Source organism: Streptococcus mitis, assembly GCF_003942775.1.
GTDB lineage: Bacteria > Bacillota > Bacilli > Lactobacillales > Streptococcaceae > Streptococcus > Streptococcus mitis_CN.
In genome coordinates this window covers 39,510-55,508 of record NZ_RJNX01000005.1, presented here as the reverse complement: position 1 = coordinate 55,508, position 15,999 = coordinate 39,510, and the positions used below count along the sequence as shown (strand labels likewise).

20 protein-coding genes and 1 pseudogene are annotated in these 15,999 nt (G+C 40.7%); 20 read left to right on the top strand and 1 reads right to left on the bottom strand.

What is annotated here, in order from left to right; genetic code table 11:
- Positions 1–17: 17 nt before the first annotated feature.
- Together D8848_RS07520 and D8848_RS07515 are read left to right on the top strand one after the other, a co-directional pair.
- Positions 18–749: an ABC transporter ATP-binding protein gene (locus D8848_RS07520; protein WP_125443388.1), complete on the top strand. Its 732-nt coding sequence runs from the start codon at positions 18–20 to the stop codon at positions 747–749.
- Positions 746–1,795 (top strand): ABC transporter permease, encoded by a 1,050-nt coding sequence (locus tag D8848_RS07515; RefSeq protein ID WP_125443387.1) that lies wholly within the window; start codon positions 746–748, stop codon positions 1,793–1,795. Before D8848_RS07520 ends, D8848_RS07515 begins: the two co-directional genes overlap by 4 nt.
- Positions 1,796–1,857: 62 nt before the next feature.
- Here the strand turns inward: D8848_RS07515 and D8848_RS07510 are convergent, their stop codons facing one another.
- A complete protein-coding gene (locus D8848_RS07510) occupies positions 1,858–2,187 on the bottom strand; it encodes a helicase BlpT (RefSeq protein WP_125443386.1) in 330 nt (109 codons plus the stop codon).
- 295 nt (positions 2,188–2,482) lie between these two features.
- On the opposite strand from D8848_RS07510, the gene D8848_RS07505 reads away from it, so the two are divergent.
- The 18 genes and pseudogenes from D8848_RS07505 (at position 2,483) to infB (ending at position 15,932) form a co-directional block, all read left to right on the top strand.
- Positions 2,483–3,220, top strand: coding sequence for a response regulator transcription factor (locus D8848_RS07505; RefSeq protein ID WP_125443385.1), 738 nt, complete (start codon positions 2,483–2,485; stop codon positions 3,218–3,220).
- Between the two features lie 13 nt (positions 3,221–3,233).
- Entirely contained in the window at positions 3,234–4,583 is a 1,350-nt protein-coding gene (locus D8848_RS07500) for a sensor histidine kinase (RefSeq protein WP_125443384.1), read from the top strand.
- 68 nt (positions 4,584–4,651) lie between these two features.
- Complete coding sequence (locus D8848_RS07495; RefSeq protein ID WP_125443383.1) at positions 4,652–5,008, top strand: hypothetical protein; 357 nt, start codon at positions 4,652–4,654, stop codon at positions 5,006–5,008.
- Positions 5,009–5,300: 292 nt separating this feature from the next.
- Positions 5,301–5,420 (top strand): PncF family bacteriocin immunity protein, encoded by a 120-nt coding sequence (locus tag D8848_RS10935; RefSeq protein WP_125443382.1) that lies wholly within the window; start codon positions 5,301–5,303, stop codon positions 5,418–5,420.
- 357 nt (positions 5,421–5,777) lie between these two features.
- The gene (locus D8848_RS07485) at positions 5,778–6,446 is read left to right on the top strand and encodes a CPBP family intramembrane glutamic endopeptidase (RefSeq protein WP_125443381.1); all 669 of its coding nucleotides are present in this window, start codon (positions 5,778–5,780) and stop codon (positions 6,444–6,446) included.
- Between the two features lie 60 nt (positions 6,447–6,506).
- Positions 6,507–6,911: a hypothetical protein gene (locus tag D8848_RS07480; RefSeq protein ID WP_020903123.1), complete on the top strand. Its 405-nt coding sequence runs from the start codon at positions 6,507–6,509 to the stop codon at positions 6,909–6,911.
- A gap of 50 nt (positions 6,912–6,961) precedes the next feature.
- Positions 6,962–7,159 (top strand): bacteriocin, encoded by a 198-nt coding sequence (locus D8848_RS07475; protein WP_031233153.1) that lies wholly within the window; start codon positions 6,962–6,964, stop codon positions 7,157–7,159.
- Positions 7,160–7,173: 14 nt separating this feature from the next.
- Entirely contained in the window at positions 7,174–7,494 is a 321-nt protein-coding gene (locus D8848_RS07470) for a hypothetical protein (RefSeq protein ID WP_000645118.1), read from the top strand.
- A 28-nt stretch (positions 7,495–7,522) separates the two neighbouring features.
- Positions 7,523–8,211, top strand: a pseudogene (locus D8848_RS07465) (lysostaphin resistance A-like protein).
- Between the two features lie 41 nt (positions 8,212–8,252).
- Positions 8,253–8,501: an immunity protein BlpZ gene (gene blpZ, locus D8848_RS07460; protein WP_000276515.1), complete on the top strand. Its 249-nt coding sequence runs from the start codon at positions 8,253–8,255 to the stop codon at positions 8,499–8,501.
- 30 nt (positions 8,502–8,531) lie between these two features.
- Positions 8,532–9,143 (top strand): CPBP family intramembrane glutamic endopeptidase, encoded by a 612-nt coding sequence (locus D8848_RS07455; protein ID WP_125443380.1) that lies wholly within the window; start codon positions 8,532–8,534, stop codon positions 9,141–9,143.
- Between the two features lie 160 nt (positions 9,144–9,303).
- Positions 9,304–10,098, top strand: coding sequence for a cell cycle regulator CcrZ (ccrZ, locus tag D8848_RS07450; RefSeq protein ID WP_125443379.1), 795 nt, complete (start codon positions 9,304–9,306; stop codon positions 10,096–10,098).
- The gene (gene trmB, locus D8848_RS07445) at positions 10,095–10,730 is read left to right on the top strand and encodes a tRNA (guanosine(46)-N7)-methyltransferase TrmB (RefSeq protein ID WP_001266094.1); all 636 of its coding nucleotides are present in this window, start codon (positions 10,095–10,097) and stop codon (positions 10,728–10,730) included. The genes ccrZ and trmB overlap by 4 nt, the downstream gene beginning before the upstream one ends.
- Before the next feature lie 126 nt (positions 10,731–10,856).
- On the top strand, positions 10,857–11,336 hold the full coding sequence (gene rimP / locus D8848_RS07440) for a ribosome maturation factor RimP (protein WP_001808691.1): 480 nt from the start codon (positions 10,857–10,859) through the stop codon (positions 11,334–11,336).
- A 43-nt stretch (positions 11,337–11,379) separates the two neighbouring features.
- A complete protein-coding gene (gene nusA / locus D8848_RS07435; RefSeq protein WP_000032285.1) occupies positions 11,380–12,516 on the top strand; it encodes a transcription termination factor NusA in 1,137 nt (378 codons plus the stop codon).
- 21 nt (positions 12,517–12,537) lie between these two features.
- Positions 12,538–12,831: an RNase P modulator RnpM gene (rnpM, locus tag D8848_RS07430; protein ID WP_000857567.1), complete on the top strand. Its 294-nt coding sequence runs from the start codon at positions 12,538–12,540 to the stop codon at positions 12,829–12,831.
- Positions 12,824–13,123 (top strand): YlxQ-related RNA-binding protein, encoded by a 300-nt coding sequence (locus tag D8848_RS07425; RefSeq protein ID WP_001041390.1) that lies wholly within the window; start codon positions 12,824–12,826, stop codon positions 13,121–13,123. Before rnpM ends, D8848_RS07425 begins: the two co-directional genes overlap by 8 nt.
- 16 nt (positions 13,124–13,139) lie before the next feature.
- The gene (gene infB / locus D8848_RS07420; RefSeq protein WP_045612807.1) at positions 13,140–15,932 is read left to right on the top strand and encodes a translation initiation factor IF-2; all 2,793 of its coding nucleotides are present in this window, start codon (positions 13,140–13,142) and stop codon (positions 15,930–15,932) included.
- Positions 15,933–15,999: the final 67 nt, after the last annotated feature.

The following is a 15,999-nucleotide window of genomic DNA, read 5'->3' as shown; positions in this document are numbered from 1 at the left end:
CCAGATTTGGAGAAAATATGTTAGAAATTAAAAACCTGACAGGTGGCTATGTCCATGTCCCTGTCTTGAAAGATGTGTCCTTTACTGTTGAAAGTGGGCAGTTGGTCGGTTTGATTGGTCTCAATGGTGCTGGTAAATCGACGACTATTAATGAGATTATCGGTCTGTTGACACCTTATAGTGGCTCCATCAATATCAATGGCCTGACCCTGCAAGAAGATGCAACGAGCTACCGCAAGCAAATTGGCTACATTCCTGAGACACCTAGCTTGTATGAGGAATTGACCCTCAGAGAGCATATCGAAACGGTTGCCATGGCTTATGGTATTGAGCAAAAAGTGGCTTTTGATCGAGTAGAGCCTTTGTTAAAAATGTTTCGTCTGGATCAGAAATTGGACTGGTTCCCTGTTCATTTTTCAAAAGGGATGAAGCAGAAGGTCATGATTATCTGTGCTTTTGTGGTGGATCCGAGTCTTTTCATCGTGGATGAGCCTTTCCTTGGTCTGGATCCGCTGGCGATTTCTGATTTGATTCAGCTTTTGGAAGTGGAAAAGCAAAAAGGCAAGTCTATTCTCATGAGTACCCACGTGCTGGATTCGGCTGAGAAGATGTGTGATGCTTTTGTCATTCTTCACAAGGGAGAGGTGCGTGCTAAGGGAAATCTCCTGCAACTGCGCGAAGCCTTTAACATGCCTGAGGCTAGTTTGAATGATATTTACTTGGCTCTGACCAAAGAGGAGAACCTATGAAAGACTTGTTTTTAAAGAGAAAGCAGGCTTTTCGTAAGGAGTGTCTTGGTTATCTGCGTTATGTGCTCAATGACCACTTTGTCTTGTTCCTGCTTGTTCTGTTGGGCTTTCTAGCCTACCAGTACAGTCAACTCTTGCAACATTTTCCTGAAAACCATTGGCCTATCCTTTTGTTTATAGGAATTACCTCTGTTTTACTTTTGCTTTGGGGAGGAATTGCCACCTATATGGAGGCTCCAGACAAGCTCTTTCTCTTGGTCGGAGAAGAGGAAATCAAACTCCATCTCAATCGTCAAACTGGCATTTCTCTAGCCTTTTGGCTCTTTGTCCAGACCCTTTTCTTGCTGTTATTTGCGCCCTTATTTTTAGCCATGGGTTATGGCTTACCTGTTTTTCTGGTCTATGTGCTTTTATTGGGGGTAGGAAAATATTTCCTCTTTCGTCAAAAGGCCAGCAAGTTTTTTACTGAAACTGGACTGGACTGGGACTATATTATTTCCCAAGAAAGTAAGCGTAAGCAAGTCTTGCTTCGTTTCTTTGCCCTCTTTACGCAGGTCAAGGGAATTTCAAACAGCGTCAAGCGTCGTGCCTATCTGGACTTTATCCTAAAGACTGTTCAGAAGATGCCTGGGAAGATTTGGCAAAATCTCTATCTGCGTTCTTATTTACGAAATGGAGACCTCTTTGCCCTCAGTCTCCGTCTGCTCTTGCTTTCCTTGCTGGCGCAGGTTTTTATCGAGCAAGCTTGGATTGCGACAGCAGTTGTGGTTCTCTTTAACTACCTCCTGCTCTTCCAGTTACTGGCCCTCTATCATGCCTTTGACTACCAGTATTTGACCCAACTCTTTCCACTTGACAAGGGGCAAAAGGAAAAAGGCTTGCAGGCAGTGGTCAGAGGATTGACCAGTTTTGTTTTACTTGTGGAATTAGTCGTCGGCCTTGTGATCTTCCAAGAAAAACTGGCCCTTCTAGCCTTGCTGGGTGCAGGTTTGGTTTTACTGGTCTTGTATTTGCCTTATCAGGTAAAACGTCAGATGCAGGACTAATATTGCTTATAAGGCACTAAAAAAGAAGTTGAGTTCAATTTTGTCTCAGCTTCTTTTATTTTTTACAAGATAATGGTTGGACCGTAAAGACTTAACTTGGTCTTGACTTGGTCAAAGTGGAAGCGGTCATAGGCCCGCCAAGCGGCGCGAGTTGGAGCATCTGGATCAAGAGCGCTGAGTCCCATGAGAAGACTGGAAGTCTGGTAAAATTTTTCCAGTTCAATCAAGACTCGATTATCCACTGTTTCAGCCTTGGCTAGAAAGCCAAGAATAGAGTTTAATTGCTCCTGAAAGCGGACGTCGTCAGCCGTGGCCTGTTTGCAGACTTGGTAGGCTTTGTTTAAGTCAGTAATCAAAGTCTGAGCTCTTTTGATAGGGTCTGTATCTGTCATGAGAATTCCTCCTTTAATCTGGGTGCCAGTCTTGTTTCTAGCAACTGTGTTTTGATACTGTTAGTCTACCATTTTTAGAGTTTTTTTCAGCCTCAAATCTTTAATTGTACTTGAAATTTCCTGAATGGTACTGTTAAGATTTTATGATAAAATAGTTGTAAGATTATCATGCTTATTTGAGGAACAAGACACCTTTCAGGAGCGTTGAAGGCTTGTTTAGGATTTGGTGGGCTTGTGTCATAGTATTTTTGCTATTCTCTTTTTAGGAAGAAATTGAAACAAGGAGACTAAGAAGATGAGAATATTTGTTTTAGAAGATGATTTTTCCCAACAGACTAGGATTGAAACGACGATTGAGAAACTTTTGAAGGAACATCATATCACTCCGAGTTCTTTTGAAGTTTTTGGTAAGCCAGACCAGCTGCTGGCAGAGGTGCATGAGAAGGGTGCCCATCAGCTATTCTTTTTGGATATTGAGATTCGAAATGAGGAGATGAAAGGTCTAGAGGTGGCTAGAAAGATTCGGGATCGGGATCCGTATGCCCTGATTGTCTTTGTGACAACTCACTCGGAGTTTATGCCTCTGTCCTTTCGCTACCAAGTGTCAGCTTTGGACTACATTGATAAGGCCTTGTCAGCAGAGGAGTTTGAATCTCGGATCGAGACAGCCCTCCTCTATGCCAATAGTCAAGATAGTAAAAGTCTGGCGGAAGATTGCTTTTACTTTAAATCAAAATTTGCCCAATTCCAGTATCCTTTTAAAGAGGTTTACTATCTCGAAACGTCTCCCAGAGCCCATCGTGTTATTCTCTATACCAAGACAGACAGGCTGGAATTTACAGCGAGTTTAGAGGAGGTTTTCAAGCAGGAACCCCGTCTCTTGCAGTGTCACCGCTCATTTCTCATCAATCCTGCCAATGTGGTTCGTTTGGATAAGAAAGAAAAACTGCTTTACTTTCCCAATGGTGGAAGCTGTATGATAGCGCGTTATAAAGTCAGGGAAGTATCTGAAGCTATCAATAACTTGCATTGAGCTAGGAGAGTTTATGAATATTGCTTGGATATTATTGTATACGCTTATTACTAATGGGCTAAAAATTGTTATTTTCTTTAAGGTAGATGGAATTGGTCTCAATTTTGAGAGAATTTTTAAGGCCTTTCTTTTTAAGCTACTTTTGGCAGTTGTTTTTGTAATGATTAGCTATATAGTAGGAAATGATTATCTATCTTATTTTATGGAACCCTTGTACGGTATAGGTTTGTCTTTCTTACTGTTAAGAGGGCTTCCTAAAAAACTCCTCTTCTTTTATGGTCTCTTTCCAATGATATTGGTGAATCTCTTTTATAGAGGGGTCTCCTATTTTGTGCTTCCATTTTGGGGACAAGAAATTGTAGATAAAGGTAGCAATCCTATCTTTTTATTGATGACGATATTCGTTTGCTTCATAGTTTTAGTCTTTTTGAAATGGTTGGACTATGATTTCACTAACTTGAGAAAGGAGATTCTCGATAAAGGTTTTCAAAAGTCCCTGACCACGATTAACTGGATAATGGGGGCTTATTATCTAGTGATGCAAAGTCTGTCTTTCTTTGAATATGAACAAGGTATTCAATCAACGACTGTTCGCCATCTGATTCTAGTGTTTTACTTGCTCTTTTTTATGGGGATTATCAAGAAACTGGATACCTATTTGAAGGACAAACTCCATGAGAGATTGGACCAAGAGCAGGCCTTGCGCTACAGAGATATGGAGCGATATAGTCGGCATATAGAGGAACTTTACAAGGAAGTCCGGAGCTTTCGCCATGACTACACTAACCTCTTAACCAGCTTACGTCTGGGCATTGAAGAGGAGGATATGGAGCAGATAAAAGAGGTCTATGACTCGGTCTTAAAGGATTCTAGTGAAAAATTGCAGGACAATAAATATGACCTGGGCAGATTGGTGAATGTTCGAGACCGTGCCCTCAAAAGTCTTCTAGCAGGGAAATTTCTAAAAGCCAGAGATAAGAAGATTGTCTTTAATGTCGAAGTTCCTGAGGAGATTCAGGTAGAGGGGATGAGCTTGCTTGATTTTCTAACCATTGTGTCTATCCTTTGTGACAATGCTATTGAAGCTAGTGTAGAGGCCAGTCAACCTCACGTTTCAATCGCCTTTTTAAAAAATGGGGCACAGGAGACTTTTATCATTGAAAACTCCATCAAAGAAGAGAGCATCGATATTTCTGAAATCTTCTCCTTTGGAGCCAGTTCTAAAGGGGAGGAGAGAGGAGTTGGTCTCTATACCGTTATGAAAATTGTGGAAAGTCATCCCAATACCAGCCTGAATACCACCTGCCAAAATCAAGTTTTTCGTCAGGTTTTAACGGTTCACTCGATGTCAGTTGATGATTAGAAGATCTGTGGAAAGAAGTACTGCCTGTAGTCATCAATTAAAATACCATAGTATATGAGGTATCCTATATGAATAAGAAATCCTTTTTTATCATCTGTTCTACGTTGATTATAGCATCGAATCTTCTCATGATTTCCGTGGTGAACAAGGGAGAAGAAATAGGGAGTAATCTGTTTGTGATTGCTATAGCCTGTGTTTTGCTACCAGCCTTTTTATATGCAGTTGAAAACAAACTGACTTCATTGGTAAGAGTAGAATCAATCCTCCTGATTCAGTTGACAGTTATATCCCTACTCCGTCTTATCAACAGAATAGGGAGTACGCCTGAAATCCTCAACATTATCATTACCCTTATCGCTTTGGCAAGTGGGACAGCTGCTATCCTTGTTGCGATTATGAGAATATATGAGAACATACGGAAGTGAGGGTGAGTAGTTCTCTATTTTGTATTTTCACATTGTCAAGTTCCCCCAGGGCAAGTATGTTTTTCATGCTTGCTTTTTTAAATTTTTTAACAATTCAAGATGTTTTGATGACCATTTGTGATTTGGATGGAAAATTTTAAAAAATAGTAGTATACTAACCTTATTAAGGTTGTAATAGGACGAAAGTAAAAAGAGGTATTCCTCGTGAATGCAAAAACAATGTTACAATTGGCTATTATGATTGCTTAAAAGCTTGAGCTTGTATGTAGAGGAGCTGTACTTGGAGGTAATTATGGATTTCAAAAGTTTTCTTATTGCTTTTGTTGTTGGTATGTTTGTTTCTTTTATTACTTCTTTAATTAGGAAAAAATTTTTAAAATCTCCAAAGAAGAATAAAGATAGATCTAATTAGATAAAAAGATTTTTTATCGCTAGTTTAATCTACAGTGGAGTTTCTTTAATATTGTTTCGCCTGTCAAAATGATATGTGATAGCAGGATAAAAAATCTACAAATTAAGTTGGTATCAATACGGTGTAAAGGGCAAGTATGTTTTTCATGCTTGCTTTTTTAAATTTTTAACAATTCAAGATGTTTTGATGACCATTTATGATTTGAGTGTTCCAAGGATAAAATGAGTGCTATACTAGAAGTGTAAAGGGTGTGGCAGAAAGTGAGATAAAACTCAAGTTAAGGAAGCGGGGGGCTTCGTTCGTGGAAGTAGTAAATTAGAAAAATATCTTATTAAGTAGTTGAAAAAGGGACAAACTATGGAAAAATCGATTTCTATCTTAAAAAAAATAATTACCTGCTTTTTACTTACTTTTGCCATTCAAGTTGTACCATTAACTGTTGTGAGACGTTTTTATGACGGAGTAATGGGAGATGTGTTCAGTGTTGGTTTCTTCCTTCTATCTTTCTTTATATGCTTAACTATTCTTGTATGTCTCATTAAGAGGTGGGGTGATAAGACTACTTTATATTGCTTACCAATCAAGTGGGTAGAATTGAAATGGATTGTTCTTGCTTATCTGGCTAATCTGGTTTTAGTAGTTGGTTTTATATTTTTCACGACCGTTCTTGGAAAAGTCCATGATAATACAAGTTCTTTAAGCTTTTTTCAACATTTGGAAACAAGTGGTTTTTTGTACATAGTTCTATTCTGGTTGTCAACTACTTTCACTCAACCTCTTTTGGAGGAGATACTCTTTAGAGGAATCATTTTAGGAAGTTTAGAAAAATATTCTCACATAGTTGCTATTATCCTTTCGGCTGTTCTTTTTGGATTTGCTCATGACGGAGAAATGCTCTCTCAACATCTAGTGTCAGGAATTGTATTAGGAATTCTCTATATAAAGCGGAGAAATCTATATTCCTGTGTAGTTGTACATGGTTTGATGAATGCTACTGTCACCTGTCTCTTTTTTCTGGCTACTTAGGTTTTGAACCGATGAGTTTGTGTAGTTCTTCGTCTGATATTATATGAAAGGAGAAAAGAAATGAAAACTTTTCTTGCTAAAAAAAGGAACATCTTTCTTGCAAGATTGTTCCTAGGTCAGTTGCCTTTGCTTGTCTCTACTTATTTATTTCTATCTCGTCAGTTTTTAAATTTTTCCTTGGTTTTCCAATTTCTTTTAGTGGTTATTAACTTGGCTTCTATTTTGGTCACTGTTTACCTCACTAGAGAAATGAGGATAAGAAAGTTTGAAGATGATGATTTGGTTAGTCCTAGAACCAATCAACTCATGTTCATCGGCTTGACAGGTTTTATGTCTATTATTTGTTTGTATAGAGGTGTCACAGCAGGAGAATCTTACCAACAACTAATTGCCTATATTGGCGCTATTCTCTGCTTGATTATTATGCTTCTACTCATTTGGGGCTTGAAGTATTATAAAAAGTAGGGGCTAATGAAGTTTTTGTTATGAATACAAAAACGATGTCATAATTTGAAATGATGGATACTGAGATGCTTGCGAAAGTTGAAGGAAGTTTCGGAGGTTGGGGAGATATGCTTTCTGGTTTATTGGGTGGGCTAGCACCTTCTCCAATTTTGGATCAATTAAATGGTAAGTGGCCTATTATACATCTTTCAAAACCATGTAGTCCTTATGGTATAGGGGGAACTCCAAACTCATGTAATGGTATTTAAAAAGGATTGAAGATATGAAGGCAAAATATGGGAATCAAATTGTTGATGTTTGGGAAATTGGTCAAGCAACTCCTAAACCAAGTTGGGTAGAGGAAGCTTTTCAAAAAAATTATATGGTTTGGTTGGATAATCATGTGCGCATTTTAATGGCAGGTCTTAACACTTCTCTCGCAACGAATATCAAGTTTGGTTTAGTTGGAACAGTTGGAGGAGGATTCGCTGGTTATGGGATGTATGTTCTTGGTTATCCAGGTGATTATATAGATATCACCAATCATAGAGTTGTTTCTGCTAAAACATTTCACAAAAGTTATCAAATTTTAGAAAATGATTAGATATCATTTAATTGTAATGGAGAAAGCAATGAAAAAACATCCTATTCTTTTCAAAGCGAGTGCAATTCTTTCTTATTTGTTTCTGTTTTTCGGACTGTTTTGGACAACCCAATTTTGGAGCAATTATTGGGAGTTCTCGTCTTGGGTAGGAAATCTTATCTGGATTCGAAACATCATCAGCCTTCTCTTTATCAGCTTGATGGTTTGGATTTTGGTCAGGTCGGGCCATGCTTATCTCTTTCGCATCCCTAGGAAAAAGTGGTTGAGTTATTGGTTCTGACGGTGTTAGCAGCTGTCGTGCTGATATGCTTTAACTATCTGACAGCTAAACACGTTCAGGGGACCAATGAAGGTTGGAATTTGTTTATTGCCTATAGCGAGACAAATTTTGCGGAGTTTGGTGTTTACCTAACCTTAATCGTACTAGGACCTCTGATGGAAGAATTGGTATGTAGGGGACTGCTTCAACATGCCTTCTTTAAGAATTCGAGGTGGAGGCTGGATCTTCTCTTTCCTTCATTCTTATTTGCCTTGCCCCACTTTTCTAGCTTGCCAAGTTTCGCAGATATTTTTGTCTATACGGCAGTGGGTTGTCTATATGCCTGGCTGACACGTTATACGAAGAGTATCTATCCTTCTTATTCGATTCATATTGTTAATAATATCATCGCAAACTTACCATTTTTGCTCACTTTTCTACACAGGGTCCTGGGCTAAAAAACCAGAAGACTTGCTTTTCAGCCATAGAGGAGGTCATCATGTATAAACACTTATTTTTCCTAGATTCAAAAACCTTAGACTGGTTGACACCTTATATTCTGGTCTTGGCTTCTGACACCATTGCTTTTAATGTTTTTGTGCTAACCTTTGTATCTGTGGTGGTCTTTTATTTCCTAAATCCCATGTTATCTTTAATGGCTATCTTCTTAGGGGCTGGCTATGTGGTCGGATTTTGGTTGCTAAAATGGTTTGTTTTGGAAAGGTTAGAGTTAAAGGATGACTTGTAGGGAAGTTTGTTTGTTGAGGAGGCTAGTTTTATGGAGTTTTTTGATAAATTTCATGCCTTTTGTTTTGGATTTTTAGTACTACTAATCGTCATTACAGTTCCTTATACGATTAACCACGGGGATTTTTTTCAAAATGAATCTGAATTGATTATTGTAAGTCTTCTTGTAACTTCGCTGAGTGTTACTTATGCTAGAAAGTTTGAAATGATTTCTTTTGGGATGTTAAGCAAGAAAGACCTTTTGCTTTTCATTGCAATCTTTCTTCTAAGTGTACTTGAGACGCTGATTTATATTCATTTCTTCGCTGTTTCTTCTGGCGCGGGAGTTCAACACTTGGCGGAAGTCAGCAGAGGAATTTCCCTGTCTTTGATTTTGACTTCCTCAGTTTTTGGACCCATCCAGGAGGAACTCATTTTCAGAGGACTTCTTCAAGGTGCCGTTTTTGACAATTCTTGGTTAGGGCTTGTACTGACTTCCTCTCTCTTTTCTTTCATGCATGGACCTTCTAATGTGCCTTCGTTTATTTTTTATCTACTTGGGGGGGTGTTGCTGGGCTTTGCTTATAAAAAGAGCCAAAACTTATGGGTTTCTACTCTAGTCCACATGTTTTACAACAGTTGGCCACTCTTATATTATTTATAAAAATCACGAAAAGGTAAGCAGAAGACGGTGCTTGCCTTTTTCTTTCTATAATGATACCCAAGCCAATCCAGAGGCTTTTCTTTGAGAATCGGGTTAGAGCGGTTGACGAATAGGCCAAAAACTAGTAGAATAGTAAGGAAACTTTATACGGAGGAAAGAAATGGATTTGGGTGATAATGAGCTAACACTGACTCCCATACCTGGGAAAAGTGGCAAGGCTTATATGGGTAGCTATCCTGATGGGAAGCGTATCTTTGTAAAAATGAACACCTCTCCAATCCTACCTGGTCTAGCTAGAGAACAAATTGCTCCACAGTTATTATGGAGTCGCCGTTTGGCAGATGGGCGTGATATGTGTGCTCAAGAATGGTTGACAGGCAAGATATTGACCCCCTATGATATGAATCGTAAGCAAATTGTCAATATTTTAACCCGTCTACATCGCTCACGTCCGTTGATGACACAGTTGAGTCGGTTGGGCTATGCCATGGAAACACCTGTAGATTTACTACAGTCCTGGCAAGAAACGGTTCCAGACGCTTTACGTAAAAATCATTTTATCAGTGAAGTGATGGCTGATTTACGTCAGACTATTCCAGGATTTAGAGAGGACTATGCGACCATTGTCCATGGAGATGTACGACATAGTAATTGGATTGAGACAGACAGTGGCTTGATTTATTTGGTAGATTGGGATTCGGTTCGCTTGACCGACCGCATGTTTGATGTGGCCCATATGCTCTGCCATTATATTCCAGAACATGAGTGGAAGGAATGGTTGACCTACTACGGTTACAAGTACAATCAGACGGTATTAAATAAATTGTATTGGTACGGTCAATTATCTTATTTGAGCCAGATTTCCAAGTATTATATGAACCAAGATTTAGAAAATGTCAATCGGGAGATTCATGGCTTGCGTCACTTCCGAGACAAGTATGGAAAGAGAAGATGAGAGTTAGAAATCGTAAAGGGGCAACAGAATTACTAGAGGCAAATCCCCAGTATGTGGTCCTCAATCCCTTGGAAGCCAAGGGAAAATGGCGGGACTTGTTTGGCAATGACAACCCCATTCATGTGGAAGTTGGAAGTGGAAAGGGTGCCTTTGTTTCAGGTATGGCCAAGCAGAACCCTGACATCAACTATATCGGGATTGATATTCAAAAGTCTGTTTTGAGCTACGCTTTGGACAAGGTGCTTGAAGTTGGAGTGCCTAACATTAAGCTCTTGTGGGTAGATGGTTCTGACTTGACTGACTACTTTGAAGACGGTGAGATTGATCGTTTGTATCTGAACTTTTCAGATCCTTGGCCGAAAAAACGCCATGAAAAGCGTCGTTTGACCTATAAGACCTTCTTGGATACCTTCAAGCGTATCTTGCCTGAAAATGGAGAAATTCATTTCAAGACGGATAACCGTGGCTTGTTTGAGTATAGCCTAGTGAGCTTTTCTCAGTATGGCATGAAGCTCAATGGTGTCTGGCTTGATTTACATGCCAGTGATTTTGAAGGCAATGTCATGACAGAATACGAGCAAAAATTCTCCAACAAGGGTCAAGTTATCTACCGAGTTGAGGCAGAATTTTAAGAAATATCCTGAAATCAGGCTGTATAAGTGCTTTTGCTTTACATAAGTTGGCAAACGTGCTATACTAGTAGTAAGAATATGAGAAAGAGAGGCGGGGAAATATCTTCGCCTCTTGCTTATGAGGAGGTGGACGCAATCGCAACAATCGTAGAATTAGTCAGAGAAGTTGTAGAACCTGTCATAGAAGCGCCTTTCGAACTCGTGGATATCGAGTATGGAAAGATTGGCAGTGACATGATTCTCAGTATTTTTGTAGATAAACCTGAAGGAATTACCTTGAACGATACGGCAGACTTGACAGAAATTATTAGTCCTGTCCTAGACACCATCAAGCCAGATCCCTTCCCAGAACAATATTTCCTAGAAATCACCAGTCCAGGCTTGGAACGTCCTTTGAAAACCAAGGATGCCGTAGCTGGAGCGGTTGGGAAATACATCCATGTCGGGCTCTACCAAGCCATCGATAAGCAAAAAGTCTTTGAAGGAACTCTGTTGGCCTTTGAAGAGGACGAGTTGACCATGGAATATATGGACAAGACGCGTAAGAAAACCGTCCAAATTCCATACAGTTTAGTATCAAAAGCACGTTTAGCAGTTAAATTATAGAAAAAGAAAGGATAGCTTTTGAGGATTCAAAAGTGAAGAAAACATGAGTAAAGAAATGCTAGAGGCCTTCCGCATTTTGGAAGAAGACAAGGGAATCAAAAAAGAAGATATCATCGACGCAGTAGTAGAGTCGCTTCGTTCCGCTTATCGCAGACGCTATGGTCAATCAGACAGCGTAGCTATTGACTTTAACGAAAAAACAGGTGACTTTACAGTTTATACTGTCCGTGAAGTTGTTGATGAAGTATTTGATAGCCGTTTGGAAATCAGCTTGAAAGACGCTCTTGCCATTAATTCAGCCTATGAGCTTGGTGACAAAATCAAGTTTGAAGAAGCACCTGCTGAGTTTGGTCGTGTAGCAGCTCAATCTGCCAAACAAACCATCATGGAAAAAATGCGCAAGCAAACACGTGCCATCACTTATAATACTTACAAAGAACATGAGCAAGAAATCATGTCTGGTACAGTAGAACGCTTTGACAATCGCTTTATCTATGTCAATCTCGGCAGCATCGAAGCCCAATTGTCAAAACAAGATCAAATTCCTGGTGAAGTTTTTGCTTCTCATGATCGTATCGAAGTTTATGTCTACAAGGTTGAAGACAACCCTCGCGGTGTCAACGTCTTTGTTAGCCGTAGCCATCCAGAAATGATCAAACGCTTGATGGAGCAAGAAATTCCAGAAGTTTATGATGGAACTGTTGAAATCATGAGCGTGGCCCGTGAAGCTGGTGATCGTACGAAGGTTGCCGTTCGTAGCCACAATCCAAACGTGGACGCTATCGGTACAATCGTTGGACGTGGTGGTGCTAATATCAAGAAGATTACTAGCAAATTCCACCCAGCTCGTTACGATGCCAAGAGCGACCGTATGGTGCCAATCGAAGAAAACATCGACGTTATCGAGTGGGTAGCAGATCCAGCTGAATTTATCTATAATGCCATCGCTCCTGCTGAGGTTGACCAAGTTATCTTTGATGAAAACGACAGCAAACGTGCCTTGGTGGTTGTTCCTGATAACAAGCTATCTCTTGCAATCGGTCGTCGTGGGCAAAACGTTCGCTTGGCAGCTCACTTGACTGGTTACCGTATCGATATCAAGTCTGCTAGCGAATTTGAAGCCATGGAAGAAGCTGGTTCGGTAGATTTGGAAGCAGAAAACGATACTGTAGAAGAATAAAAGCTGCTAGAGGAGGGAAAGATGAAAACGAGAAAAATCCCTTTGCGCAAGTCTGTTGTATCCAATGAAGTGATTGATAAGCGTGATTTGCTCCGTATTGTTAAGAACAAGGAAGGACAAGTCTTTATCGATCCGACAGGCAAGGCCAATGGCCGTGGCGCTTATATCAAGCTAGACAATAAAGAAGCCCTAGAGGCTAAAAAGAAGAAGGTCTTTAACCGTAGCTTTGACATGGAAGTGGAAGAAAGCTTTTATGACGAGTTGATCGCTTATGTGGATCACAAGGTGAAAAGAAGAGAGTTAGGACTTGAATAAGCAAAAGATAAGTAATCTCTTGGGACTTGCTCAGAGAGCAGGGCGGATTATATCGGGTGAAGAATTGGTGGTCAAGGCCATTCAAGATGGCAAGGCCAAGTTGGTCTTTCTAGCCCATGATGCTGGACCCAATCTGACCAAGAAGATTCAAGATAAAAGTCATTATTATCAAGTAGAAATTGTAACCGTGTTTTCAACACTGGAATTAAGCATAGCAGTCGGGAAATCGAGAAAGGTTTTGGCTGTAACAGATGCTGGATTTACAAAGAAAATGAGGTCTCTTATGGAATAGAAGAGGAGGACATGATTTGTCTAAGAAAAGATTGTACGAAATCGCAAAAGAACTTGGAAAAGAAAGTAAAGAAGTTGTAGCGCGTGCAAAAGAGTTGGGCTTGGATGTGAAAAGCCACTCATCAAGTGTGGAAGAAGCTGTCGCTGCAAAAATCGCTGCCAGCTTTAAGCCTGCAGCTGCTCCAAAAGTAGAAGCAAAACCTGCAGCACCAAAAGCAAGTGCAGAAAAGAAAGCCGAAAAATCTGAACCAGCTAAACCAGCTGTAGCTAAGGAAGAGGCAAAACCGGCTGAGCCAGTCGCTCCGAAGGCAGAAAAAGTAGCAGCTAAACCGCAAAGCCGTAATTTTAAGGCTGAGCGTGAAGCCCGTGCCAAAGAGCAGGCAGAACGACGCAAGCAAAACAAGGGCAATAACCGTGACCAACAACAAAACGGAAACCGTCAGAAAAACGACGGTCGCAATGGTGGAAAACAAGGTCAAGGCAACCGCGACAATCGTCGCTTTAACGACCAAGCTAAGAAACAGCAAGGTCAGCAAAATCGTGGAAATGAGCGTCGTCAACAAGAGGACAAACGTCCACATCAAGCGGCTCCACGTGTTGACTTTAAAGCCCGTGCAGCAGCCCTAAAAGCAGAGCAAAATGCAGAGTACGCACGTTCAAGTGAGGAACGTTTCAAGCAGACTCAGGCTGCCAAAGAAGCCTTGGCCCAAGCTAACAAACGCAAGGAGCCAGAGGAAATCTTTGAAGAAGTGGCTAAGTTAGCTGAACAAGCGCAACAAGTTCAAGCAGTGGTTGAACCAGCTCCTGTAGCTAAAGAAGCGCCAGTGGATACACGTCGTAAAAAACAAGCTCGACCAGACAAAGAACGTGATGATTATGATCACGAAGAAGATGGTCCTAGAAAACAACAAAAGAATCGAAGTAGTCAAAATCAAGTGAGAAATCAAAAGAATAGTAACTGGAATAACAACAAAAAGAACAAAAAAGGCAATAACAAGAACAACCGCAATCAGACTCCAAAACCTGTTACGGAGCGTAAATTCCATGAATTGCCAACAGAATTTGAATATACAGATGGTATGACTGTTGCGGAAATCGCAAAACGTATCAAACGTGAACCAGCTGAAATCGTTAAGAAACTCTTTATGATGGGTGTCATGGCCACACAAAACCAATCCTTGGATGGGGAAACAATTGAACTCCTCATGGTGGATTATGGTATTGAAGCCAAACAAAAAGTTGAAGTGGATAATGCCGACATCGAACGTTTCTTTGTCGAAGATGGTTATCTCAATGAAGATGAATTAGTTGAGCGTCCACCAGTTGTAACTATCATGGGACACGTTGACCACGGTAAAACAACACTCCTAGATACCCTTCGTAACTCTCGTGTTGCGACAGGTGAAGCAGGTGGTATCACTCAGCATATTGGTGCCTACCAAATCGTGGAAAATGGCAAGAAGATTACCTTCCTCGATACACCAGGACACGCGGCCTTTACATCTATGCGTGCACGTGGTGCTTCTGTTACCGATATTACTATCTTGGTCGTAGCAGCAGATGACGGGGTTATGCCTCAGACTATCGAAGCCATTAACCACTCAAAAGCGGCCAACGTTCCAATCATCGTAGCCATTAACAAGATTGATAAACCAGGTGCCAACCCAGAACGCGTTATCGGTGAATTGGCAGAGCATGGGGTTATGTCAACCGCTTGGGGTGGAGATTCTGAATTTGTTGAAATCTCAGCTAAATTCAACCAAAATATCGAAGAATTGTTGGAAACAGTCCTTCTTGTGGCTGAAATCCAAGAACTTAAGGCAGACCCAACAGTGCGTGCTATCGGTACAGTTATCGAAGCGCGCTTGGATAAAGGTAAAGGTGCGGTCGCAACCCTTCTTGTTCAACAAGGTACCTTGAATGTTCAAGACCCAATCGTTGTCGGAAATACCTTCGGTCGTGTCCGTGCTATGACCAATGATCTTGGTCGTCGTGTTAAGGTAGCAGGTCCATCAACACCAGTTTCAATCACAGGTTTGAACGAAGCGCCAATGGCAGGTGACCACTTTGCCGTTTACGAGGATGAAAAATCTGCGCGTGCAGCAGGTGAAGAGCGTGCCAAACGTGCTCTTATGAAACAACGTCAAGCTACCCAACGTGTCAGCCTTGAAAACCTCTTTGATACCCTTAAAGCTGGTGAACTCAAGTCTGTTAACGTTATCATCAAGGCCGATGTACAAGGTTCTGTTGAAGCCCTTTCTGCCTCACTTCAAAAGATTGACGTGGAAGGTGTCAAAGTGACCATCGTCCACTCAGCGGTCGGTGCAATCAACGAATCAGACGTGACTCTTGCCGAAGCTTCAAATGCCTTTATCGTTGGTTTCAACGTACGTCCTACACCACAAGCTCGTCAACAAGCAGAAGCTGACGATGTGGAAATCCGTCTCCACAGCATTATCTACAAGGTTATCGAAGAGATGGAAGAAGCTATGAAAGGGATGCTTGATCCAGAATTCGAAGAAAAAGTTATTGGTGAAGCAGTTATTCGTGAAACCTTCAAGGTGTCTAAAGTGGGAACTATCGGTGGATTCATGGTTATCAACGGTAAGGTTACCCGTGACTCTAAAGTCCGTGTTATCCGTGACGGTGTTGTTATCTATGATGGTGAACTTGCTAGCTTGAAACACTACAAAGACGACGTCAAAGAAGTTACAAACGGTCGTGAAGGTGGATTGATGATCGACGGCTACAATGATATCAAGATGGATGATGTGATTGAGGCCTATGTCATGGAAGAAATCAAGAGATAATAGAGAAACGATAGCTCATTTGACTCGTCGTCAACAGCGCCTTGATGAACCCTCAGTTCTATCTAAG